The organism is Megasphaera sueciensis, from assembly GCF_050219315.1.
GTDB classification, from domain to species: Bacteria; Bacillota; Negativicutes; order Veillonellales; family Megasphaeraceae; genus Megasphaera_A; species Megasphaera_A sueciensis.
This window is the reverse complement of record NZ_CP116939.1, coordinates 948,970-970,840: the sequence shown is the minus strand read 5'-3', so window position 1 is coordinate 970,840 and position 21,871 is coordinate 948,970. Positions and strand designations below refer to the sequence as shown.

Here is a 21,871-nt window from a genome sequence, read left to right as displayed (position 1 = left end):
ACTATGGAGATATTAGATGGAAAAGCCGTTGCTGCTTTTCATAGGGAACAGATTGAACAGCGATTGGATGATTTGCATGAGCGGCAGATTCATCCGGAATTGGCCATCATCTTGGCCGGTTCGGATAAACCGTCGGCTATGTATGCCAAATCAATGTGCAAGGTAGCCTGTTCGATGGGACTCAAAGCAGAAATATATGCAGAGCCTGGTACGGTCAGGGAAAACGAATTGATTGCCATGATCGAACATTTTAATGAACAACCGTCTATTTTCGGTATCTTGATGATGATGCCGCTGCCGTCGCATATGAATGCGAACCGGGTCGTGAATTGTATTGATCCTCGCAAAGATGTGGATGGCTTAACGGATAAAAGCATTGCCGACTTGTTTACGGGCCGTCCGGGTTTTGTTCCCTGCACGCCACGGGCGGTTATATCCATCTTGGATTATTATCATGTTTCTTTGTCAGGTAAAGAGGTGGTTATTGTTGGCCGCAGCAACGTGGTGGGAAAGCCACTGGCTCAATTGTGTCTTAACCGTAATGCCACGGTGACGCACTGCCATACCCGCACACGTGAATTAAGCGAGGTGACTCGACGAGCCGACATATTGATTTCTGCTGCCGGACGCGCTAAACTAATACGTAGGGATATGATAAAACCCGGGGCAGTAGTAATTGATGTCGGAATCAATCGATGGGAAGGGAAGACCGTCGGTGATGTTGATTTTGAAGAGGTAAAAACCGTCGCCGGAGCTATTACGCCGGTACCGGGAGGCGTTGGCGCCGTTACGACAATGATGATCGTTGAAAATGTAGTTTGCGGAACAAAGCAAACGGAGTGAGTGTTTGAAAAGAAGGTGTAAAAAATGCATTTAGCAGATAGTTTTTTAGTACATTATTTGAATCGTTTTGATAAGTATTGCTTTCATGTGATTCTTCATGGAAAAACGTATACCGTGGGGGAGGGAAAGCCTGTATTTCAGGTCACCATACATCAGGATATTCCGAAAAAAGAATTACTGGCGTCTACTTCGCTGGCGCTCGGTGAAGCTTACATGCGTAAAGATATTACCGTTGACGGAGATTTATTTACTGTGCTTAAATGCTTACTGGAACAGACCAGTCAATTTTCTTTGGATAAGAATGCGTTGGGAAATATCTTGTATACGCCGGAATCCAAAGCTAAGCAGAAAGTACAAGTTTCTTCCCATTATGATTTGGGCAATGACTTTTATAAATCATGGCTTGATCCGTCCATGAGTTATTCGTGTGCCTATTTTAAACATGCTGATGATACGCTGGAACAGGCTCAGTATAATAAAGTTCATTATATTTTAGATAAGCTGCATTTGGAAAGAGGAATGTCCCTTCTCGATATTGGATGCGGTTGGGGATATTTACTGCTGGAAGCGGCTCAAAAATATGGTGTAAAAGGGTATGGTTGTACGCTGAGCAAAGAACAGTGGAAGAAAGGACAGGAACGGATTCAAAAACTTGGTTTGGAAGGGCAGGTGCAAATCGATTTATTGGATTATCGCGATTTAAGTGAAAGCGAACGCAAATATGACCGTATCGTCAGTGTTGGGATGATCGAGCATGTTGGGCGTTCCAATTATCCCTTGTATATGGAAAAAGTGGATCATCTGCTGGTCGATGGCGGTGTGTTCATGCTTCATTATATCAGCGGACATGATGAAGAAATCGGCAATCCCTGGATGCGAAAGTATATTTTCCCAGGCGGTACGCTGCCCTCGCTGCGGGAAATCATCAATCTAGCGTATGATTATGATTTTCAAGTACTGGATGTAGAAAGCCTGCGCCGCCATTACTATAAAACACTGCATTGCTGGTATCAGAATTTTGAGAAGGTTCGTGATATGATCATTGAGGATAAGGGGGAAGAATTTGTGCGGATGTGGGAACTATATCTGTGTGGTTGTGCCGCATCTTTTTACATCGGCAGTATCGACGTACATGAAATCCTGATGACGAAAGGAACCAATAATCAGCTCCCCATGATCCGGTGGTATTAAAAATATACGATCTGGCCATATAATATACATAAAATAGAGCTGTAATTATTGAAAATAAGATATTTTTGTAGTAAGATAAAAAGATAAAGAGTATCAGTGCTTTTACTGATAATTCAATTACGAAGGAGGCTTTTACTATGACACAAGTAGAATTTTATCGCTGTGAATTATGCGGCAACATTATTGCAATTGTTCATGATGGAGGGGGCAGACAATTAACCTGCTGCGGACAGACTATGAAGCATTTGGAAGCAGGCGCTGTGGATGCAGCCAAGGAAAAACATATTCCTGTTATTGTAAAGGAAGGTGGAAAGATAAAAGTTACGGTTGGGTCAGTGGAACATCCTATGCTGCCGGAACATTTCATTCAATTTGTGGCACTTGCTGCCGGAGATAGACTGATGATTAAGTATCTAAAACCCGGTGATGCACCTAAAGCGGAATTTTGTGAAGTTCCTTCTGGTACAGTATATGAATACTGTAATCTTCATGGCCTTTGGAAAGCGGATTTTTAATTGGCTTGCCAGTATTGTATATAAAAGGATCTGCGATGCAGATCCTTTTTTTTCAAAAAAAACAGGTGGGAAATCATTGATTTCCCACCTGTTATGATTGCATGACCTTATACTATTATTTTGAATAGAATTCGACAATTAGTGTTTCGTTGATTTCAATCGGAAGTTCATCACGTTCCGGAATACGAGTCAACGTACCTTCAAAGTTATCAAAGTTCTTTTCGATATACGGAAGATCAAAAGTTTTTAGTTCTTGGAAGGATTTTTTGAACATTTCGTTGGAGCGAGAGCCTTCCTTCAACGAAATTGTCGAACCCACTTTAACATTAGCGGACGGAATGTCGCATCGTTGGCCGTTTACCAAGACATGACCGTGATTGACCATTTGCCGGGCCTGACGGATGGAGTTGGCAAAACCGATACGATAAACGATATTGTCTAAGCGGCATTCCAGCAGCTTAAGCATGTTTTCACCCGTAATACCGCCTTGTTTTCTGGCTTTATCATAATACCGGACAAATTGACGTTCGAGCAGGTTGTAATATGCTCTGAGCTTCTGTTTTTCCAATAATTGTGTACCATATTCAGAAACTTTCTTTTGACGCTGATCTTTTTTTACACGTTTCAATGCCTTAGGATGTCCGTACACATTGAGTCCGAACCGGCGACATTCTTTAAAACGTGGGTCTCTCCTTGTTGCCATTTATACATCACCTCATTTTATTATTCCTGCCTGAAAAGCAGTACTAAAATGATACCATGAATGGCTGTAAAAGTCAATGCAGTGAAGATCTTTTGATTGGAATAGTTGTAGGAATCCAGGTGGACAGAGAACGGAAAAATCAGTATACTGAAAAGATAGGAAGGAGAGTGTATATATGACGCATGCTCATGTTCATATTATTGCCTGCGGGGGTACGATTGCTGGAAAAGCAGGATCGGAAAAAGAACTGATTGGATATAAAGCCGGAGAACTTACGATTGAAGAACTATTGCTCTCTGTACCGGAGGTCACGGAGTATGCAGATATTACAGGAGAACAGTTTTGCAATATGGACAGCACCAATATGACGGAGGATTTATGGCTGCGTCTGGCTCAATGCGTAGAAGCGGCAGCGAATAGAGAAGATGTCGATGGTATTGTCATTACGCACGGCACCGATACGATGGAGGAAACGGCATACTTTTTAAATTTGGTGGTGCATAGCCGTAAGCCGATTGTTATGGTTGGTTCCATGCGGCCGGCGACGGCACTGAGTGCAGATGGACCGTTGAATTTGCTGGATGCAGTTCGTATAGCGGCTTGCCGACAGGCAGGAGATTATGGGGTCCTGGTAGCTATGAACGGACGTATTTGCGGAGCGCGCAGTGTAGAAAAAACGGATACTACGCATGTAGATACGTTTCGTTCCAGACAAATGGGATATATGGGAATCATCCAGAATGGGATTCCCTATTTTTATCAGCACAGCTTGCGGCGCCATACCTATCTTTCACAGTTGTCCTGTCAAGGAATTACGAAATTACCTGCTGTATGTATAGTGTATTGTTATGTGGGAATGTCGCCGACGTTGGTTCGGGCAGCTGCCGCATCTGGTGTGCAGGGAATAGTGACGGCCGGCTTAGGACATGGAAAGATTCCGGAACCCGTACTTAAAGAATTAAAGCAAGCAGCAAAACAAGGGATTGTTACGGTATGCACATCGCGTACATTGGGAGGCATCGTCAGCACAACGGAAGACGACTCTGGATTTTTCCGTATTGCAGGAGACAATCTTCCAGCACATAAGGCCAAGATAGTATTGCAATTAGCTTTATTGCAGACTCAAGACCCACAGGCTTTGCAGCATTTCTTTGATTTGTACTGAGGAATGTCTGCACTGCGGAACCGTATGCATTTATTGAAATAGACGGGGGTCTGTGTTACAATAAATTTATGTGTTGATATATGACATAGGTGTAATGATTACAAATAAGATGGGAGCGATCGGTGATGAAAAAATATGCAGCCTTATTGGCAGCTGCAGCATTGACGGCAACAATCAGTATGTCCGCTTTTGCTGCTGCCGGTACGACACAATTAAAAGATATAGATAATTACTGGGGAAAGGATGCAGTACAGTATTTTTATGATAACCATTATGTCAACGGTACCAACGGCAGTTTTTATCCGGACAAAGCAGCTACTCGTGAAGGGGTAGCTGCTATCATCAGCAATATGATCGGCAATGATGCAAAAGCTAAAAGTGCTTTTAGTGATGTAAAAGGACGCTGGTCGGAACATGCGATAGCTTCACTTTGTGAAAAAGGAATTATGAACGGGTATAATAACGGAACGTTTAAGCCGGAACAGAATGTAACGCGCGAAGAGTTTGCGGTTATCGCGTATAATTACCTGAATTATCGAGGTGCTACTACGGGAACTGTCGTTGATACCAGTTATGTCGATGAAAATCAGATTGCACCTTGGGCGCAGAAGGCGGTAGATGCATTGGCTGCTGCTGGCTATATGGAAGGAGCCAATAATGTATTTCATCCCAAGGATAATGTGACACGCGGCGAAGCTGTTGCAGTTTTATACCGTATTTTAAAGGGAACAGAGGCAGACAATGCAGCAAAGACCAAAGTAGAAAACCAAGTATTCAGTGATATTACGACGGTGTATGGCAGCGTCAAGAGTTTTGCCGGAGATGGAATTATGTACTGGCAGGCGAATAAACTTCATGTGGGTGCAAAAACCAGCACTAAGAGGGATAAATTGACAACGACTATTGCTGCTGATGCGGCATTGCCGGCTGATACGGTGTATATTCAGAAATCGAAATACAGCTATAATGATTATAAAGCTATGATGACACAGGCGGAAAAAGTATATCGCGCGACGGAACCAGCCGATGCTAAGGTTTCGACGGATGTGGATTATTTAAATGAAAAAATTGTTCTTACATGCAGCTCCATTACGCCGGAAACGCAGCAGGCTCTTAATAAAGCATTAGGCAATACTGTTAAAATTGTAATTCAATAAGGCACAAACCATGAAGGAGTACAGTTCTCATGAAATATATTAAAGCTGCGGTTGTGTTGACGGCAATGGCGCTGACGGCTGCGAATGTTACGGCTTTCGCGCGGGCCCCTTATACAGATATTGGAAATGTGGCGGCAGAAACAGCAATCAATTATCTGTATGATACAAAATGTCTTACCTTTGCAGGAACAGTGGATATCCGCCTCTTTCATCCTGATCAAGCTATCACGCGCGGAGAATTAGCGAAGTTGTTGTGTGATACGATGCCGGTGTTTCAGACTGCCGGTGATATCAATAAAATAGAGAATCCAGTTCAGGCAGGCGCTAAGGCTGTATCGGCTATGTTGCGCTGCGGTATCATGACCAATCGGGGAGATGGCACATTCCATCCAAAAGATATTGTTACACGGGAGGAATTGGCAGCAGCCGTATATCGCTATATGGCGTATTATCAAATGGAGACTGTCGATAAAGCAGTTAAGCCTTTTGCTGATGAGAAAGAAATTTCTGTTTCCTATCTGCCTATGGTTCAAGCATTGCATCGACAGCATATTATCGGGCAGAAAACGGAATATTTTAGACCGCAGCAACCTGTGACACGGGCGGAAGCCGTATTGCTTCTGTTCCATTTGGTTAAACCTGATGGAACTTATATTTCTCATGTTGATGTGCAAAAGCAGGTAATGAAGATATTAGGGACCGTGTATGGATCTCCTTTGAGCTATTTTGATCAAGGGACGATGTACTGGCAAGATGATACATTGGTATTAGCCTTGAAGGGGAATATTCCTCCGGAATTGGCACGGCGGTTGAAAGATGAAATAACGCCAGCAGGCATCGTTGTTTTGCGTAAGACAAAATATAGTCGGTCCGATTACGTCCATATGATGAATAAGGTTGTCCGTATATTTGTGAAGGCGGAGGGAGTACAAAATTATGTCGGAGCAGAACCGGATTATACAAAGGAACAAATTGTACTTACCGCTCATTATCCGGCTGATCCTGATACGGTAGCAGCTATAGCTAAGGCAGTTGGTGATCATGTCGTACGGATAGATGTTTTACCGGCCATTGCACAACACGATGCTGTCGTGACGGGTGTACAAAAATAAAATATATATGATTTTTACATAGAGAGAGGAAGAAGACCTTGCCACTACTGACAAGGTCTTCTTCTTCTCTCTATGTAAATTTATTTTGCAGGAATAAATAAGTGTTCTAGCTCTTTCGGAGATGATACAAGGTAATCCGGGTTTAGAGATTGCAGCAGCGGCTTATCCCGAAAACCCCAAGTAACCAGGGCAGAATCCAAACCGGAGTTATCAGCGGTTTTTTTGTCTACTTCGGAATCCCCGATGTATATGGCTTCCTGTGCAGCACTATCAAGTCTCCGTAAGGCTTCCCAGATCATATCCGGTTCTGGTTTCTTTTTATAGTTAGCCGATTCACCCAGAGAAAATTGTACGAGACCTTCAAAAAATTCTTTATGAAGTTCGGTCACGGCAGCCTGTCCCTTGTTGGAAACAATCGCTGTTTTATATCCGGCATCGCGAAGGGAGGCTAATATTTCAAGAATACCTTCATAGGGCTTAGTATGACCCTGACAGTGCGTTCCGTAGTAATTTTTGAACGCATCCTGCAGTTCCTGCTGAAAATCTTGGCTTGCTCCCGGGACCGCTTGGCGGATCAATCCGGCGTAGCCGTAGCCTAAATAGGAACGGACCTGCATTTTTGTTTTTTCTGTGAGCTGGTATTTCCGCAATATATAATTTAAGCTTTCTGTGAGCTCGTCCAGCGTATCAAGGACGGTTCCGTCCATGTCAAAAATAATTGTTTTATAGGTGTTCATCTGTACTGTAATAATTTGAAATCGTATCAATAAAATTCAAATTATCTGCCTCCTTATCCTGTAATAAAAAAAGTGTCTGAACCTATTATAGCTGTGAATAGGGTGTTTGTCTAATTTTAGTGTTTTTAAAAGCTATAAAAATATATAAAAACATGTTAAAATGAAGCTTGTATTATGTTACAATAAAAATAGAAAATACCTATTGCATATTAGGTGGATAGATATACAAGGAGTGGATGTTATGACGAAGTTTTTGCCGTATGTTATTTTAGCGGGTGTGGTTATTATATTTTTTGTGATCTGTTATATTATGTATTCCGGGCATTTAACGGAGAAACCTGTGAAGAAAAAACATAAAAATATAGCGTTGGAAGCACAAAAAAAACGAAATGAACAACATGCGGCATGGGCTACTTTAGAAACGCTGCACTCCAAAGATTCGACATCTTTGAAAGAAGATACGACACCGGTTCCAAAAATTTCTAATGTAAAGGTCAAGGAACGCAGAGAAAATCCGGAAGAAACAGGGTTTGTTACAACGAAAGGCGAAGTTGTGCGCGCGGGAGACCAGATGTATTATGAAAAAACAACGTCTAAAAAAGCAGGGGATGACGGTTTTGGGACGACACAGGTCATTTCCCGTGAGGAAGTACTGGCAGCTATGAAGGAAGCGGATAAAAATAAAGAGATTGCCCAGCAGGAAAAAACAGCAAGCCCGATTGTTGGTATGGCAGAGGTTGTTGCAGCCGATCTGAAAGAGAAAAAATCACAAGAAACGATGAGCGTTGCTGCACCTGTAGTACATTCCCCGGCACCGGCAGCTGCTGAACAAAAAAATATTCTTTCCGACGAAACCATGATTATGGATCCGGGAGCTCTGAAAACGAAACTTGCAGCAGCGGGGACAGCGGCCGGATCGGCGACGGTGGCAGATGTAACGACTAAAATGGCACCTGTTCATGTCGATACGGCATATACGCAAGAAGAACCTGTGAATAAGAATAAACGTACCGATATATCTTCTAAAAAAGAAGTTTCGCAAAGTCCATGGGGCAATGTGCTTCCCGGGACTGAAAAAACGGCGGAGGCATTCCCTTCAAAATCTATCTGGGCACAGGATACACATATAGATTCGCCGGTTATCAAAACGTGTGTTGCACATTTTCTCAATCATTACGGAATCGTAACACCGGAAATGAAACACCAAATTGAATTTATTACAGCAGCGGCGTTCCGACAGGCAGGAGTTTCTGTAGAAGCAGAACGGGAACGTATTATAAAACCGTTTATTATACAGGACGCGCTGCAGGATGTGCAAAAAACTTATTCGGCACATCCGGAGGAACATGCAGCGGCGGTGGCGCTGCGGGCTTTTTGTGATGTGGTTCATTGTCCGCCTACATCGACACGTCATTTAGTGGCGATCAACACATTGAAAGTAATGCCCTATCTTTCACAGGAACACTATCGTATTTTAGCTATCTTGCTGGTATTTTTGTATTCCCGTAATTCTCATAATGTGGACACGGAAACATTTAGGCAGTATATCGATAAATATGTAATGCCTTTCTTGGAACGATTTCCGACGGAACGTTCATTTTATCAGCAGCTGGATTATTTGCATTGTACGGCACTGGAAACTAAGGAAACGCCTTTTGCCGAAATATTGGCTGATTCATATCCGCTGTTATTCCGCTATCGGGGATTTACGCTGGAGGAATTACAGACATCCCTGCGGGGAAAACATATTCCACCGGAATTTATTGTTCCTTCTTTTAATTCTGATCTTTATAAACTAGCGCTGGTAGATGAAGGAATGGCCTCACGCTTTTTTCGGCAGACCGGGATTACCGACCGCAATACACAAAATCACTTGCTGCGTTTAGCTAAGAAACATCCTACCAGTTTTAATGGAGAAGAAGCCTTGGATATTTTGGAAGAAATATCTCCGGTATTTGCCGATATGGGAGATCTTTGGGACAGCACACTGCTGCGAGTATCAACATTATCTCTCCTAGGTTTGTATTTAGCACAGGCATATGTGAAGGAAATAATCGGGGAAGATTTTGATTTATCCCGATGGTTTGAATAAGGAGGAAGGAAAATGAAGAAGATACGCAAAGCTGTTATTCCGGCGGCCGGGTATGGGACTCGTTTTTTGCCGGCGACAAAGGCTACGCCAAAGGAAATGCTGCCTATTGTAGATAAGCCGACTATTCAATATATTGTGGAAGAAGCACTGCAAAGCGGCATTGAAGAAATATTGATTATCAGCGGCCATGCCAAGCGGGCAATCGAAGATCATTTTGATACGACCTTAGGCTTGGAATTGCATCTGGAGCAGCAAGGGAAAACAGACTTGTTGAAAATGATCCGGGACATTTCGGAAATTAATATCCATTATATCCGCCAGAAGCATATGCGCGGATTGGGGGATGCTATTCTTTGTGCCCAGTCTTTTATTGATGATGAACCCTTTGCAGTACTTTTGGGAGATGACGTTGTTTATAATGATGCTAATCCAGCTTTGCGCCAGATGATCGACGCATATGATAACGTAGGTGCTACTGTGTTGGGGTGTCAGGAAGTACCACGAGAACGGGTTTCTTCCTATGGGATTGTGAAAGGGAAACGGTTGGACGATTCTCGCTTGATACGCGTGACCGATATGATTGAAAAACCGGCTGTCGAAGAAGCACCCAGCCGATGTGCTGTATTGGGCCGATATATCATTACACCGGATGTTTTTGAAGTATTGCGTCGTACGGAACCGGGGAAGGGCGGAGAAATACAGCTTACAGACGCTTTAAAAGTGATGGCTGGACGAGAAGCCGTATTTGCCTATAATTTTGAAGGCAAACGGTATGATGTGGGGGATAAACTGGGATTTTTAAAAGCAACGGTAGAATATGCTTTGCGGCGGGATGATTTAGGGGAACCCTTCAAAGCGTATTTAAAGGAGTTATTTTCGGGAAAAGATTCTTTTTAATGTAATATGTATAGGGCATTCCGCGGTGGAAACATACTGTTTTCACCGTTTTTTTGTAGTTAAAATAAAGATATTTGTTCATCTTGAATATAAAATAACAATGCATATTATGTATGCAATATGGCATAACAGCCATGGATAATTCGAAATAGACAATGTAAATAAGCAATTTTAGATTGACGATATCTCCTGATCGTTGGTATAATTAAATAAACAAAAACGAACACATAAGAACAATTAAAAATCAAGGAGGAATATATATGCTGCCAGCAGAACGACGCCAATATATTTTAGATAAACTATACAAGAATAAAGCAGTTGAGGTAAATGATTTAGCAAAGGAACTGGAGGTCACTCCGATGACGATCCGGCGTGATTTACAGCTTTTGGAGGACAGCGGCCTTGTGGAGAAAAGCCATGGCGGAGCGATTCTTACGGAATCTGTCGTCAAGGAAGCTACCTATCGTAATCGTAAACTCGTACATATTACTGAAAAAAGACGGATAGCAAAAGCGGCGCTTTCTTTGATAGAACCTTCTATGAGTATTTATATGGATGCAGGAACGACAAACTATGAATTGGCGACACTTATAGCAGAACAGCATTGGTCTGACTTGACGATCGTTACAAATGATTTGGCTATTGCTCAATTGCTGAGTTCTGTTGCCGGAGTTCGTGTTTTGATGGCAGGAGGAACGATTGATGCCGAATCTGCGGCTACTTGCGGTGTTTTTGCGACCAGTATGGTGAAAAGCATGCACTTTGATATTTGTATCTTAGGAACGCAGGCAATTACTCCGGATTGGCGGATTATGAGTGCCAATGTGGAAAAGATAGGAGTTAAGCGCGCCAGTATTGCGTCTTCGGATAAAGTCGTATTATTGGCAGATCATTCAAAATTTAACAAACACAAGTTGTATTATTTATTCAATTTGTGGGAGGCCGATATTTTGGTTACCGATTACAGAGCCTCTGAAGCAGAAAAAAATGTATTTACGGAACATGACGTTGAATATATCCAGATATAGAAAGGGAAGGAGAAAGACAATGCGTGAATTTGTTATACTTGCGGATGATTTTACCGGTGCCAATGATACAGGAGTTCAAGTAAGGAAACAAGGCATACCGATTGATGTATTACTGGAACTGGACCCGGCTGCCCAAGGCGAGGGCAGCATTGTTATTGATACGGAAAGCCGGGTCATTCCGCCAACGGAAGCCTATGCCTGCATGGTACATATTGCGGAGATTGTCGTACAGCAAGGGGGATGTCGGTATTTATATAAAAAAGTCGATTCTACTTTACGAGGCAATTTGAAGGAAGAAATAAAAGCGCTGCTGGACATATATAAGCCGGAACTCATTGTTTTTGATCCGGCATATCCGGCTCAGGGAAGAACAGTGGAAAACCGCCGTCTTTGCGTATACGGAAAACCGCTTCTTACTACAGAAATAGCGGCAGATCCCCGCAATCCCGTTTTTGAAGATGATATTGCGCAGTTATTATCTTCGTATACAGGAACGGCGGTAATACATGTGACGGAAAAGGAACTGGCATCGGCAACTATGCAGCTGACGTCTGGGGCATATACGTTTGATACGACCCGGCAGGAACAGCTGGAACAAATAGCCAAGATGGTTCTGCGGACAGGCAGAAAAACCCTATGGATCGGGTCGGCAGGATTGGCAGCGGGATTGTTGTCGTCGGTCTATCACAAAGCACCTGTTCTTTCCGTTATCGGGAGCGTCAGCAGTAAGACAATGGAACAAATCGCATATTGTCAAGAACGAGGTATTTCTGTTGTGTGCGTCGATATGACTCGTATTTGTGAAGGAGACGCGATGGAAGAAGCTATTAGGCCTGCCGTTGACATATTGCAGAAGGGACAGGATGTTATTGTGACGGCAGCAGCGACTCGGCAGGATTACGAGACTTTCTTGAAGTACGGCAAGGACTGCGGCAAAGAACCGGCAGTATTAGCGGAAATAACGAAGCAGACATTGAGTGCAGCGGTTCCTTATCTCTTGTCCAAGGCCCGGATTTGTGGAATTTTTCTTACCGGAGGGGATACGGCGATTGCAGCGATTCACCGCCTGCAGGCCTCCGGTTCTCACATTGACAGTCAACTACTGCCGGGTTTTGTGCAGGGACGGCTGATGGGAGGTATCTGTGACGGACTTCCTATTGTTACCAAGGCGGGTGCTTTTGGGACGGACTCAGATATATACAGCAGTATGATGAAATTAAAGGAAATAGTAGGATAACATAGTACAAATATTGCAACGGATAAAAAACAGGTGTCGCAGTAACTAACGACAGCCTGTTTTTTTATGTTGACATAATAACATAAAAAAACAACGAATATCAGTATAAAAAACATAAAAGGAATAAATTTATGCATATTTGTAATGTATAAAGGGCGTTTCATCAAAGAATATTACTAATAAGCATAGGAATAATGCTGTTTTGTATTGACTGTTATAAAGTTATATTGATATAATAAATACGAACAAAAAAGAACATTAAATAACATAAAATAACAAAATAATTTGTTCGTTATAGTTACTATCGTAGTAGGAGGTAATGAAGTGAAATCAAAATTTGTAGGAATTACCATGGGAGATCCGGCGGGGATTGGGCCTGAAATATCGCTGAAGTCTATTGAAAAAAAAGAAGAATACAAAAAATCAGTATTGATTTATGGGAGTTACGATATACTTTCCTATTATCATACACTGTTGAAACTCACAACACCGTTAGTACAAATAGACAGTGTGGCTGATTTTCAAGAAGGAAAAATCAATGTTATTTCGGTTGTTGAGTTACAAGTTGGCCGGGATATTGAAATCGGCCAAGTTTCCCCTGTGGCCGGAGATGCGGCATATCGGTACGTAGAACGGGCGATTGCAGATGCCCTGAAGGGAGATATCAGCGTTGTAACAACGGCACCTCTTAATAAAGAAGCACTGCATAAAGGCGGGCATAATTTTGCGGGACACACAGAAATATTTGCCGCTTTAACGAAAACGAAATCATATACCATGATGCTTTGGAGCGACAAGATATCCGTTGTGCATGTCTCTACGCATTGTTCCCTGCGAGAAGCTTGTGACAGAGCAACAAAGGAAAGAGTGTTGGAATGTATTCATCTTGCCGATAATGCGATGAAAAAACTCGGTAAAATGATGCCGAAGATTGCAGTAGCAGGACTTAATCCGCATAGCGGAGAAGCGGGTATTTTTGGGCAGGAAGAAATTGATGAAATCGAACCGGCAGTTAGACAAGCACAACAGGAAGGTCTTAATGTAAGCGGACCGGTACCGCCGGATACGGTGTTTTTAAAAGCCTATAACGGTATATATGATGTAGTCGTAGCTATGTATCATGATCAAGGGCATATTCCTATGAAAATGGTGGCATTTGACAGCGGCGTGAATGTGACATTAGGCCTTCCTATTATCCGTACATCCGTAGATCACGGAACTGCCTTTGATATTGCGGGGAAAGGAATCGCCAATGAAGAAAGCATGCTCTATGCTGTGGATTTAGGCAAGCGGTTTGCCGAAGGATAAAAAATGATATGTTTTTATGATAGTTAGATTATGTATAGGACCTAATTTTTATTTATTACAAAGGAGCGTAATACTATGTTTAAAGCAGAAGGACTTATAACACCCGTAGTAACAGCATTAAATGAAAAAGAAGAATTCAATAAGGCGGAATATGCCACTTTTATCGATCATTTGATTGAGGCAGGGGTCAGCGGCATTTTTCCCTTAGGTACAAATGGTGAATTTTATGCTTTCTCTATGAAAGAAAAGCTGGAAATCATCGAAGCGGCAGTAGAAGCTGTCAACGGGCGCGTACCTGTATATGCCGGTACTGGCTGTGTTACGACCAAAGAAACGATTGAATTATCAAAAGCAGCGAAATCTATGCAGGTAGATTGCCTTTCTATTATTACCCCGTATTTTGTAAAAGCCTCTCAAGCAGATATTATTACACATTATAGTGAAATCGCAAAAAGTGTAGATATGCCTATTCTTATGTATAATATACCCGCTCGTACCGGTAATTCCATTGAATATAAAACAGTTAAAACCTTGGCGAAATTCCAGAATATCATCGGAATTAAAGATTCCAGCGGTAATTTTGATACTATGCTGAAATATATTGAAAATACGAATCCGCGTTTGAATGTATTAGCTGGCAGCGATTCTCTTATTCTTTGGGCCTTATTGGCTGGCGGCAGCGGAGCTATATCCGGATGTTCCAATGTTTTCCCGGAACTGATGGTCAGCATTTACACGTATTGGAAAGAAGGAAATATTGAAAAAGCAAACGAAGCCCAGAAGAAGATTCGTCCGTTCCGCAACGTGATGCAGATGGGAAATCCGAATTCCGTTGTTAAATTGGCAGTCAATATGCGGGGCTATCATGTAGGACCGGCCCGTCAGCCGTCAAACTGTACTGATCCAGCTATCAAAGCTGCGCTTGAAGAAATTTTTAAATTGTATTAATGCTTAGGAGGTTTATGAATTATGGCAAAAATTGTTATTTCCCATAGACTACATGATGATGGAATGGCTGTATTAGAAAAAGCAGGTGTCGATGTAGTTATTACTAATAGCGGTGAACCGGAAGATATGTTGCCGGAATTAAAAGATGCAGATGGAGTCATTATACGTATTGGGCATATCGATAAAGCGACTATGGAACAATGTCCGAATCTTAAGGTTATAGCTCGCCCCGGTGTGGGAGTCGATAATGTCGATGTAAAAGGAGCTACTGAATTGGGAATACCGGTAGTTATTGCGCCGGGAGCCAATACACGTTCAGTGGCAGAGCATTCTATGGCTATGATGTTTGCTTGTGCCAAGGATATGTTGCATAGTGATATTGAAATGCGAAAAGGAAATTTTGCTGTTCGCAGTGCGTATAAGGCGTATGAATTATTTGGCAAAACGCTGGGTCTTGTCGGCTATGGTCATATTGGCAGCGTATTTGCTGAAATGGCGACAGGCATTGGGATGAAAGTCCTTGTGTATGATCCATTTATTAATGAAGAAGTAGTAGAAAATCAGGGCTATGGGTATAGAGCTGATGTACATGACATTATTAAAGAATCGGATGTTATTTCGGTACATACACCGCTGACACCGGAAACACGGGGGATGATAGGAGAAGCAGAATTAAAGATGATGAAACCTACAGCGATTGTGATCAATTGTGCCCGCGGCGGTATTGTCGATGAAGCAGCTTTAGATAAAGCACTGACTGAAAATTGGATTCATAGCGCTGGTTTGGATGTTGTCGAACATGAACCCATAGATCCAAATGATCCTCTGTTTAAACATGAAAACATTATTGTTTCTCCACATATGGCGGGGCAAACGCAAGAAGCAGCCTCTGGAGTCGCTACGATGGCAGCCGAAGGAGCTGTAGCCATAGTCAATGGTCAAAAATGGGACAAAGTTTGTAATCCTAAAGCGTATGATCATTTACGGTGGCAAAAATAATTGCAGTATATTTTAATGGTCACCACTAGTTCAGTAAATTTTTTCTTTCATATTTAAATAAAGACGATATGAAATGATTGACGCTGTTTGAAAACGCCCATGCTCCCCGTTAGCAATGATTCATGCGTATGAAAAATAGTATGGCAACCGCTGTGCTAAACAGAAAAAATTATGCTGAATACGTTATTTTGTTATAAAGGAAGGTGTGTATTAAATGGAACAGATGAAAAAAACAAATGCACGATGGACAATCTTTATTATGCTGGCTGTAATTTGCACTATTAATTATATTGATAGAGCGGTTATATCTGTTTGCATGCCGCAAATTCAAGAAGAGTTACACTTTTCACCAGAAATAGTGGGTGCTATATTGAGTGCTTTTTTTTGGGGATATGCATTAATGCAAATTCCTTGTGGCTGGCTTTGTGATAGATTTAAACCTGGTAAGGTTTTATTGATTGGTGGTTTATGCTGGGGCGTTTTCCAGATTATAACAGGGTTTATAAGCAGCAGCAAAGTTTTTATGTTTATTAGAGCGTTGTTGGGAGTTTCAGAAGCACCGATTTATCCTGCCGGAGCTAAATTACAATCTATATGGCTTCCTGTTACGGAACGTTCTCGTGGCAGTGCTCTTGTAGATGTGGGTTCTTCCTTGGGAAATGCGTTTGGGGCACCACTTGTTGCTTTTTTTGTATTATGGCTTAATGGCTGGCGTGAAGCGCTTGTAGCGATTGGTATTTTAACAGCCCTTATCGTTCTTATTTGCGGCAGAAAATTGATGACGACACCTGATACAAATAAAAATGTGAATCAGGCAGAACGTGAGTATATTAAAAATGCGTTAGAAGAAGAATGGAAGTCTAACCAAGAAGACGATAAAAAAGAAAAAATTAAGGTAAATTTAAAACAATATTTTGCCCATAAAAGTTTTTGGGGAATGTGTTTTGGTTTTACCTGTGGTAACTGTATTGCATACGGTTTAATGACATGGGGTCCCATGTATCTGGCGACGGTGCATCACTTAGATATTAAAGGATTAGGCGGAGCTTTGTTCGTTATTTATGGTGTGAGTGTATTGGGTGGTTTATTGGGTGGAACCATTACGGATACATTGAAACGTAAGTTTGGAAAAGAAAAATATAATAAAATTATGCATGGGAATTTACTGTTAATTGGAGTTGCTACTGGAACGGCGATGCTTTTATTAAGTCAAACAAACTCTATATATGGAGCCATAGCTTGTATTACAGTGGCGTTATTTTTCCAAAAATGGTCTGGTTGTTTGTATTGGACCGTGCCGGCGGCATTGGCACAGCGTGAAAACATAGGTACAGTAGGCGGATGCATGAATTGTGTTGGTAATATTGGCGGAGCCATTATTCCATTGATTATTGGTGCAATTGTAGGTTCAACTGGTTCTTATTTTCTGGCAATATTGTTATTTGCTTGCTTTGGTATAGGCATTGGATTATTTTCCTTATTTATTAATTTCAATAAAAAAGTCGGAGAATAAAATCGTGTTCAACGTGTTAAACATTCTTTGTTAAAGAAAGGAGTTCGTCTAATGGGTGAACGCATAGACATATTAATTAAAAATGCAAATATAATTAATCCTGAAAAAGGTACATCTGCAAAAGGCAATATAGCAATTCGCAATGGAAAATTTGTGGAATATCATTCTAATACGTCATATACAATAACCGATGAACTAGATGCAGATGGGTATTATGTAAGTCCTGGTTGGATTGATTCTCATACACATATTTTCAAAGATGTTACAGAGCCGGGATTAGCCGCAGATTTAGGATTAATTCCCATGGGAATAACATCAACAATTGATGGTGGTAGTTCAGGTATTGCTACTTGGCCGATTTTTAAGAGTCATATCGTTGATGCAGGTTATTTAAATATTTTTTATTCTATTAATGTATCTCCGGCAGGCCAAATTACGGAACGGTATCCCGAGAATGTGGACCCACAACATTATGATGTTAATAGATTGAGGGATATCATGGTGAAAGATTCAAAACATGCAAGAGGGTTAAAATTACGTTATGGGGCTGAAGTTGTTGAAGGTTTTGGGAATACTGTTTTAGATAAAACAATAGAGTTGGCAAATGAACTGGATTGCCCAATCACGCTGCATGTTACCAATCCACCTTGCCCAATGGAAGAAATTGTTTCAAAAATGAGGCCCGGTGATGTTATTTGTCATATTTATCAAGGGAAGAGAAGTACTATCATTGATGAAAATGGAAAAGTAAAAGAGGCTGTATTCGAAGCGAGAAAACGGGGGGTATATTTTGATTCTGCAGATGCACGCATAAATCATTGTTATAAGGTGATTCAACCTGCGATAGCACAAGGGTTTAAGCCAGACATAATTTCTACTGATTTAACACAAAACGGTATATTTAGCAATATGTGCTGGGGATTGCCCGTTGTACTTTCAAAGTGGTTAAATTTAGGCCTGGCGTTGGAAGAAGTTATTGCGGATTGTACCTATCATCCAGCTAAAATTCATCATTTACCTGATGGAATTGGTACTCTTGACAATGGTGCAGCTGCTAATGCTACAATTTTTAGTGTTGCAGATAGACCGTTTCATTTAAAAAATAGAATGGGAGAGGAATTTGATGGAGAAAAAATGATTCTTCCTCAAGTTACTATTATTAATGGAAACGTCAGATATAAAAATTTGTCATTCCCATTTTAATTACGCAATAAAAAGAAATTTTGGAGGAAATAGTATGAAACAATGTCAATTGACGATTCCGGCCATTACGTATGCTGGGCAAGGAAGTATAGAAAAAATTACGGAAATCATTGAATGTGAACAGGTTCGTTCTATCCTTATTTTTACGGATAAGGGGGTACGGGAATCTGGGCTTACAAAACGAATTGAAGAACTTTGTTCTAAGAATAGTTACACTGTTATTGATGATCTTGCATCGGAACCGTCGTACCAAGATGTAGAACGAGTTATTGAAGAAACGAAAGGTGCTTCCATTGATTTTATTATAGGTGTAGGCGGCGGCAGCGTTATGGATGTTTCCAAGCTGGCCAGCATTGTAATCGGAGCCGAATATAGCGTTCGTGATCTTTTGCAAGATCCGTCTATTGCTAAAAAATATATTAAAACGGTTATGATTCCTACGACCTGCGGCACTGGTTCGGAGGCTACATGCAATGCTATTGTTGCTATTCCGGAAAAACAATCGAAGCAGGGCATTGTGAATAACTGCATGATTCCCGACTATGTCATACTGGATGCCGATATGATCAACCAGCTGCCGCCTAAGATTATTGCTGCGACCGGTGTAGATGCGTTGGCTCATGTAGTAGAATGCTTTACGTCCAAAAAAGCAACGATTCTTAGTGATACATATGCCAAAGAAGGTGCTTGCAAAATTTTCCATAATATCCGTGAAGCCTATGCTGATGCGGCAAACATGGAAGCGAAAATGGAAATGCTGATGGGTGCTTTTTATGGCGGAATTGCTATTACCGGGTCGGGAACGACGGCTGTTCATGCATTGTCATACCCATTAGGCGGCAAATACCATATTGCTCATGGTGTATCAAATGCCATTCTTTTTGCCCATGTCATGGAATTTAATAAGGATGCCTGTGCCAATCGGCTTGCGATGCTTTGTGATGCCGTATATCCGGAAAAATACAATGAGTCCGTAAATGTCAAAGCAGATTATATTATTGAAGAAATAAAAGACATTGTAGACAAAGTAAATATTCCGACAAATTTGGAAGAATTAGGTGTAAAAGCCGAAGATCTCGATTTTCTTGTAGAAGCAGGCAGTCAGCAGCAACGGTTATTGGTGAATAATTGCAAGGAATTGTCTTTGGATGATATCCGCTATATCTATAAGAAATTGTTTTAAAAATATTGGTTTCATTGTGATCGATTATATAACAAATGATATATAGTATTTTGCTGGATTCTGTTTGTATAGGATCCAGCTTTTATTTTTGGATAATTTATACTATATAAGTTATATTAGAAAACATAAAAATATATATATTCTACTTTTATTCATGAGAAACAATTAAATGTGTTATAATTTAATCATTGACATATATGCTGCATACTTGTCAATAGAGACGTAGAAGTGTTTGTGTTCTCGGCCGCGCGATTGATAGGATACCGTTTGCTGCGGTTTCTTAAGATGCAGCGGGAGGAAGTTTTTGATGATGCATACTCGTTTTAACATGATAGTGGAAGCCGGCCTGGCCATTGCTTTGACGTATATCCTTAGTCTTATTATTTTGTTCCAATTGCCGCAAGGGGGGGCTATTCATCCCGCCAGCATGGCTCCGCTTATCTTTTTTGCTTTTCGCTGGGGCGGACGAAAAGGGATATTAGTCGGGGTCGTATATGGGATGTTCCATTTCCTGCTGGGACTAAAATTTACGATTCATCCCATGAGTATTATATTGGATTACCTTATGGGGTACGGAATATTGGGAATTGCCGGATTTATCAGACCGTCTGCTTGTTGGAAAATAGCGGCGGGAACGCTGCTGGCTTGCATGGGGCGATGTGCGCTTTCCATTATATCCGGGGCGGTCATATTTGCAGCCTATGCTCCTAAAGGACAAAATCCGTGGATATACTCCGCTATATATAATGTTTCTTATATTGTACCGGAAATGATTTTAACCGTTATTGTCGCTTATATTTTTTACCCCAGGATTAAAAATAAGATATTGGAATTTCGATAGGGGAGAGACATATGGCAGGATACAATTGGCTGCCGACGTGTAGGCATGTAAAAAAAACAATCTTTTCGAACCTAGCAGGTTCAAAAAGATTGCTTTCTGCCGCGATATGACAGACACGGTCTGTTTTCTTGTTTATGTTTCTGGCAACGCATTGGCTAATTTCCACGTTGTACCGTCTTTAAAATGAATGGCCGTAACTGATAGGGAGGATGTTGTTGCGGAGAGGTCGGAGTATCCGATTATTGTATATTGAGAAGGAATCAGTGGATTCAGGAGAAACTGGCTGGTATGTGTCGCCTCCGCCTTATTAGGGTAGATTGATATCTCGGCATAATAGAGCAGTGTATTGTCATCACTGCTCTGCAGTGTATATGCAGCTTCTATATCCTTAATGTTTTCCGGATCTCCTTTGATGACAGGTGTATACTGGAGACGCAGAAAGGTTTGTTTGTGATCTTTGCTGCGGACCAGCTGAGAGGATAACCGGTTGAGGGTAACAAGGCGGTTGATTTTATCCCGAACCGGTTGGTTATATGCCGTTAATTCACTTTTATAAGCGCTGTGCAGGTTTTTGAGAAACGTATCTGCATGTGCGACCCCGGTGATATGCCAACAGTTTTTATCATAGCGGGTCAGAATGACAGTTCCGGTTATATTTTTGTTGAGAAGGTTTTGATGGAAGGTTATATCTATTTCAGCTGTTTTGTCATCTACGCGGCGGCTGAAGGAAGAAGAGACGTAATGCCAGCCTTTCATGGATAAGGGAAACCCGAATGTACGGAGCCGGTTGTCTATCTCTTCTTCTGCTTTTTTAAAAGAAGGAGTATCCACATCTCCGGTGATACGGTCATGCAGATATGTTTGCGTATTGGTTGTGAATTCTGTCTTCAGCGGCCGCCATGCTAATTGCAGCAGAACAGATGGTTGTTCAGCCGTGTCTGTATCTTGGATCATCGCATCAAACAGCTGTCCGGAGATGGTTGTTTCGTCCGTCATTTCCTCGAAAGTACGGGCATCACCGGATTGGGCAGCGGCAATGATGTGGGATAAGGAATAATCAGGTGTTTCTTTATACATATACGTATATGTATAGGCGGCGGCAGCTAAACATAGTATAATGATACATAAGGCAATCCAGATAGAAATATCCGGAGTAGGAATGCGGTGTTTCATAGAAATCCTTCTTTCCTGACAGGTCT

General features: G+C 41.5%; 20 protein-coding genes. 17 read left to right on the top strand and 3 right to left on the bottom strand.

All coding sequences use genetic code 11. The features are described 5' to 3' along the window. Positions 1 to 3: 3 nt before the first annotated feature. The 3 genes from NXG62_RS04660 to NXG62_RS04650 all read left to right on the top strand — a co-directional run bounded on the left by NXG62_RS04660 (position 4) and on the right by NXG62_RS04650 (position 2,549). Positions 4 to 843, top strand: a complete 840-nt coding sequence (locus tag NXG62_RS04660) for a bifunctional 5,10-methylenetetrahydrofolate dehydrogenase/5,10-methenyltetrahydrofolate cyclohydrolase (RefSeq protein WP_427113800.1) — start codon at positions 4 to 6, stop codon at positions 841 to 843. A gap of 24 nt (positions 844 to 867) precedes the next feature. After that, positions 868 to 2,034: a class I SAM-dependent methyltransferase gene (locus NXG62_RS04655; RefSeq protein WP_427113799.1), complete on the top strand. Its 1,167-nt coding sequence runs from the start codon at positions 868 to 870 to the stop codon at positions 2,032 to 2,034. 137 nt (positions 2,035 to 2,171) lie between these two features. Continuing rightward, on the top strand, positions 2,172 to 2,549 hold the full coding sequence (locus tag NXG62_RS04650) for a desulfoferrodoxin (RefSeq protein ID WP_427113798.1): 378 nt from the start codon (positions 2,172 to 2,174) through the stop codon (positions 2,547 to 2,549). Positions 2,550 to 2,664: 115 nt separating this feature from the next. On the opposite strand, the gene rpsD is transcribed toward NXG62_RS04650, so the two are convergent. After that, a complete protein-coding gene (rpsD, locus tag NXG62_RS04645) occupies positions 2,665 to 3,252 on the bottom strand; it encodes a 30S ribosomal protein S4 (protein WP_322351575.1) in 588 nt (195 codons plus the stop codon). A gap of 175 nt (positions 3,253 to 3,427) precedes the next feature. Between rpsD and NXG62_RS04640 the strand changes: the two genes are divergently transcribed. The 3 genes from NXG62_RS04640 (at position 3,428) to NXG62_RS04630 (ending at position 6,686) form a co-directional block, all read left to right on the top strand. Beyond that, positions 3,428 to 4,417 carry an asparaginase gene (locus tag NXG62_RS04640; RefSeq protein ID WP_427113797.1) on the top strand — a complete coding sequence of 330 codons (990 nt, stop codon included), beginning with the start codon at positions 3,428 to 3,430 and terminating at the stop codon, positions 4,415 to 4,417. A gap of 125 nt (positions 4,418 to 4,542) precedes the next feature. Next, entirely contained in the window at positions 4,543 to 5,574 is a 1,032-nt protein-coding gene (locus tag NXG62_RS04635) for an S-layer homology domain-containing protein (RefSeq protein WP_322351576.1), read from the top strand. A 29-nt stretch (positions 5,575 to 5,603) separates the two neighbouring features. Beyond that, positions 5,604 to 6,686, top strand: a complete 1,083-nt coding sequence (locus NXG62_RS04630; RefSeq protein ID WP_427113796.1) for an S-layer homology domain-containing protein — start codon at positions 5,604 to 5,606, stop codon at positions 6,684 to 6,686. An 80-nt stretch (positions 6,687 to 6,766) separates the two neighbouring features. On the opposite strand, the gene NXG62_RS04625 is transcribed toward NXG62_RS04630, so the two are convergent. Continuing rightward, positions 6,767 to 7,453, bottom strand: a complete 687-nt coding sequence (locus tag NXG62_RS04625) for an HAD family hydrolase (protein ID WP_427113795.1) — start codon at positions 7,451 to 7,453, stop codon at positions 6,767 to 6,769. A gap of 211 nt (positions 7,454 to 7,664) precedes the next feature. Between NXG62_RS04625 and NXG62_RS04620 the strand changes: the two genes are divergently transcribed. The 11 genes from NXG62_RS04620 to thiT all read left to right on the top strand — a co-directional run bounded on the left by NXG62_RS04620 (position 7,665) and on the right by thiT (position 20,672). After that, positions 7,665 to 9,515: an LPO_1073/Vpar_1526 family protein gene (locus tag NXG62_RS04620; RefSeq protein WP_427113794.1), complete on the top strand. Its 1,851-nt coding sequence runs from the start codon at positions 7,665 to 7,667 to the stop codon at positions 9,513 to 9,515. 12 nt (positions 9,516 to 9,527) lie between these two features. Further along, positions 9,528 to 10,412, top strand: coding sequence for a UTP--glucose-1-phosphate uridylyltransferase GalU (galU, locus tag NXG62_RS04615; RefSeq protein ID WP_427113793.1), 885 nt, complete (start codon positions 9,528 to 9,530; stop codon positions 10,410 to 10,412). Between the two features lie 260 nt (positions 10,413 to 10,672). Continuing rightward, on the top strand, positions 10,673 to 11,440 hold the full coding sequence (locus NXG62_RS04610) for a DeoR/GlpR family DNA-binding transcription regulator (protein WP_427113792.1): 768 nt from the start codon (positions 10,673 to 10,675) through the stop codon (positions 11,438 to 11,440). Positions 11,441 to 11,459: 19 nt separating this feature from the next. After that, the gene (locus NXG62_RS04605; RefSeq protein ID WP_427113791.1) at positions 11,460 to 12,677 is read left to right on the top strand and encodes a four-carbon acid sugar kinase family protein; all 1,218 of its coding nucleotides are present in this window, start codon (positions 11,460 to 11,462) and stop codon (positions 12,675 to 12,677) included. 324 nt (positions 12,678 to 13,001) lie between these two features. Continuing rightward, complete coding sequence (pdxA, locus tag NXG62_RS04600) at positions 13,002 to 13,985, top strand: 4-hydroxythreonine-4-phosphate dehydrogenase PdxA (protein ID WP_427113790.1); 984 nt, start codon at positions 13,002 to 13,004, stop codon at positions 13,983 to 13,985. A gap of 75 nt (positions 13,986 to 14,060) precedes the next feature. After that, positions 14,061 to 14,933, top strand: a complete 873-nt coding sequence (dapA, locus tag NXG62_RS04595; protein ID WP_427113789.1) for a 4-hydroxy-tetrahydrodipicolinate synthase — start codon at positions 14,061 to 14,063, stop codon at positions 14,931 to 14,933. Positions 14,934 to 14,954: 21 nt separating this feature from the next. Next, the gene (locus NXG62_RS04590) at positions 14,955 to 15,932 is read left to right on the top strand and encodes an NAD(P)-dependent oxidoreductase (protein WP_322351657.1); all 978 of its coding nucleotides are present in this window, start codon (positions 14,955 to 14,957) and stop codon (positions 15,930 to 15,932) included. A gap of 214 nt (positions 15,933 to 16,146) precedes the next feature. After that, positions 16,147 to 17,445 (top strand): MFS transporter, encoded by a 1,299-nt coding sequence (locus NXG62_RS04585; RefSeq protein ID WP_427113788.1) that lies wholly within the window; start codon positions 16,147 to 16,149, stop codon positions 17,443 to 17,445. A 51-nt stretch (positions 17,446 to 17,496) separates the two neighbouring features. Continuing rightward, the gene (locus NXG62_RS04580) at positions 17,497 to 18,648 is read left to right on the top strand and encodes an amidohydrolase family protein (protein WP_322351658.1); all 1,152 of its coding nucleotides are present in this window, start codon (positions 17,497 to 17,499) and stop codon (positions 18,646 to 18,648) included. Positions 18,649 to 18,682: 34 nt separating this feature from the next. Further along, entirely contained in the window at positions 18,683 to 19,831 is a 1,149-nt protein-coding gene (locus NXG62_RS04575) for an iron-containing alcohol dehydrogenase (protein WP_427113786.1), read from the top strand. Between the two features lie 307 nt (positions 19,832 to 20,138). Next, positions 20,139 to 20,672 carry an energy-coupled thiamine transporter ThiT gene (gene thiT / locus NXG62_RS04570; RefSeq protein WP_091649473.1) on the top strand — a complete coding sequence of 178 codons (534 nt, stop codon included), beginning with the start codon at positions 20,139 to 20,141 and terminating at the stop codon, positions 20,670 to 20,672. A 132-nt stretch (positions 20,673 to 20,804) separates the two neighbouring features. Here the strand turns inward: thiT and NXG62_RS04565 are convergent, their stop codons facing one another. Then, positions 20,805 to 21,845 carry a hypothetical protein gene (locus NXG62_RS04565; RefSeq protein WP_427113785.1) on the bottom strand — a complete coding sequence of 347 codons (1,041 nt, stop codon included), beginning with the start codon at positions 21,843 to 21,845 and terminating at the stop codon, positions 20,805 to 20,807. Between the last annotated feature and the right edge of the window lie 26 nt (positions 21,846 to 21,871).

What these genes read in the sequence shown, in the direction of transcription:
- NXG62_RS04630 (WP_427113796.1), top strand. Translation starts at nt 5,604, where the DNA reads ATGAAATATATTAAAGCTGCGGTTGTGTTGACGGCAATGGCGCTGACG.
- NXG62_RS04655 (WP_427113799.1), top strand. Translation starts at nt 868, where the DNA reads ATGCATTTAGCAGATAGTTTTTTAGTACATTATTTGAATCGTTTTGAT.
- NXG62_RS04640 (WP_427113797.1), top strand. Translation starts at nt 3,428, where the DNA reads ATGACGCATGCTCATGTTCATATTATTGCCTGCGGGGGTACGATTGCT.
- NXG62_RS04565 (WP_427113785.1), bottom strand. Translation starts at nt 21,845, where the DNA reads ATGAAACACCGCATTCCTACTCCGGATATTTCTATCTGGATTGCCTTA.
- NXG62_RS04635 (WP_322351576.1), top strand. Translation starts at nt 4,543, where the DNA reads ATGAAAAAATATGCAGCCTTATTGGCAGCTGCAGCATTGACGGCAACA.
- NXG62_RS04660 (WP_427113800.1), top strand. Translation starts at nt 4, where the DNA reads ATGGAGATATTAGATGGAAAAGCCGTTGCTGCTTTTCATAGGGAACAG.
- NXG62_RS04590 (WP_322351657.1), top strand. Translation starts at nt 14,955, where the DNA reads ATGGCAAAAATTGTTATTTCCCATAGACTACATGATGATGGAATGGCT.
- NXG62_RS04580 (WP_322351658.1), top strand. Translation starts at nt 17,497, where the DNA reads ATGGGTGAACGCATAGACATATTAATTAAAAATGCAAATATAATTAAT.
- NXG62_RS04605 (WP_427113791.1), top strand. Translation starts at nt 11,460, where the DNA reads ATGCGTGAATTTGTTATACTTGCGGATGATTTTACCGGTGCCAATGAT.
- NXG62_RS04620 (WP_427113794.1), top strand. Translation starts at nt 7,665, where the DNA reads ATGACGAAGTTTTTGCCGTATGTTATTTTAGCGGGTGTGGTTATTATA.
- thiT (WP_091649473.1), top strand. Translation starts at nt 20,139, where the DNA reads ATGATGCATACTCGTTTTAACATGATAGTGGAAGCCGGCCTGGCCATT.
- rpsD (WP_322351575.1), bottom strand. Translation starts at nt 3,252, where the DNA reads ATGGCAACAAGGAGAGACCCACGTTTTAAAGAATGTCGCCGGTTCGGA.
- NXG62_RS04610 (WP_427113792.1), top strand. Translation starts at nt 10,673, where the DNA reads ATGCTGCCAGCAGAACGACGCCAATATATTTTAGATAAACTATACAAG.
- dapA (WP_427113789.1), top strand. Translation starts at nt 14,061, where the DNA reads ATGTTTAAAGCAGAAGGACTTATAACACCCGTAGTAACAGCATTAAAT.
- NXG62_RS04585 (WP_427113788.1), top strand. Translation starts at nt 16,147, where the DNA reads ATGGAACAGATGAAAAAAACAAATGCACGATGGACAATCTTTATTATG.
- galU (WP_427113793.1), top strand. Translation starts at nt 9,528, where the DNA reads ATGAAGAAGATACGCAAAGCTGTTATTCCGGCGGCCGGGTATGGGACT.
- NXG62_RS04575 (WP_427113786.1), top strand. Translation starts at nt 18,683, where the DNA reads ATGAAACAATGTCAATTGACGATTCCGGCCATTACGTATGCTGGGCAA.
- NXG62_RS04650 (WP_427113798.1), top strand. Translation starts at nt 2,172, where the DNA reads ATGACACAAGTAGAATTTTATCGCTGTGAATTATGCGGCAACATTATT.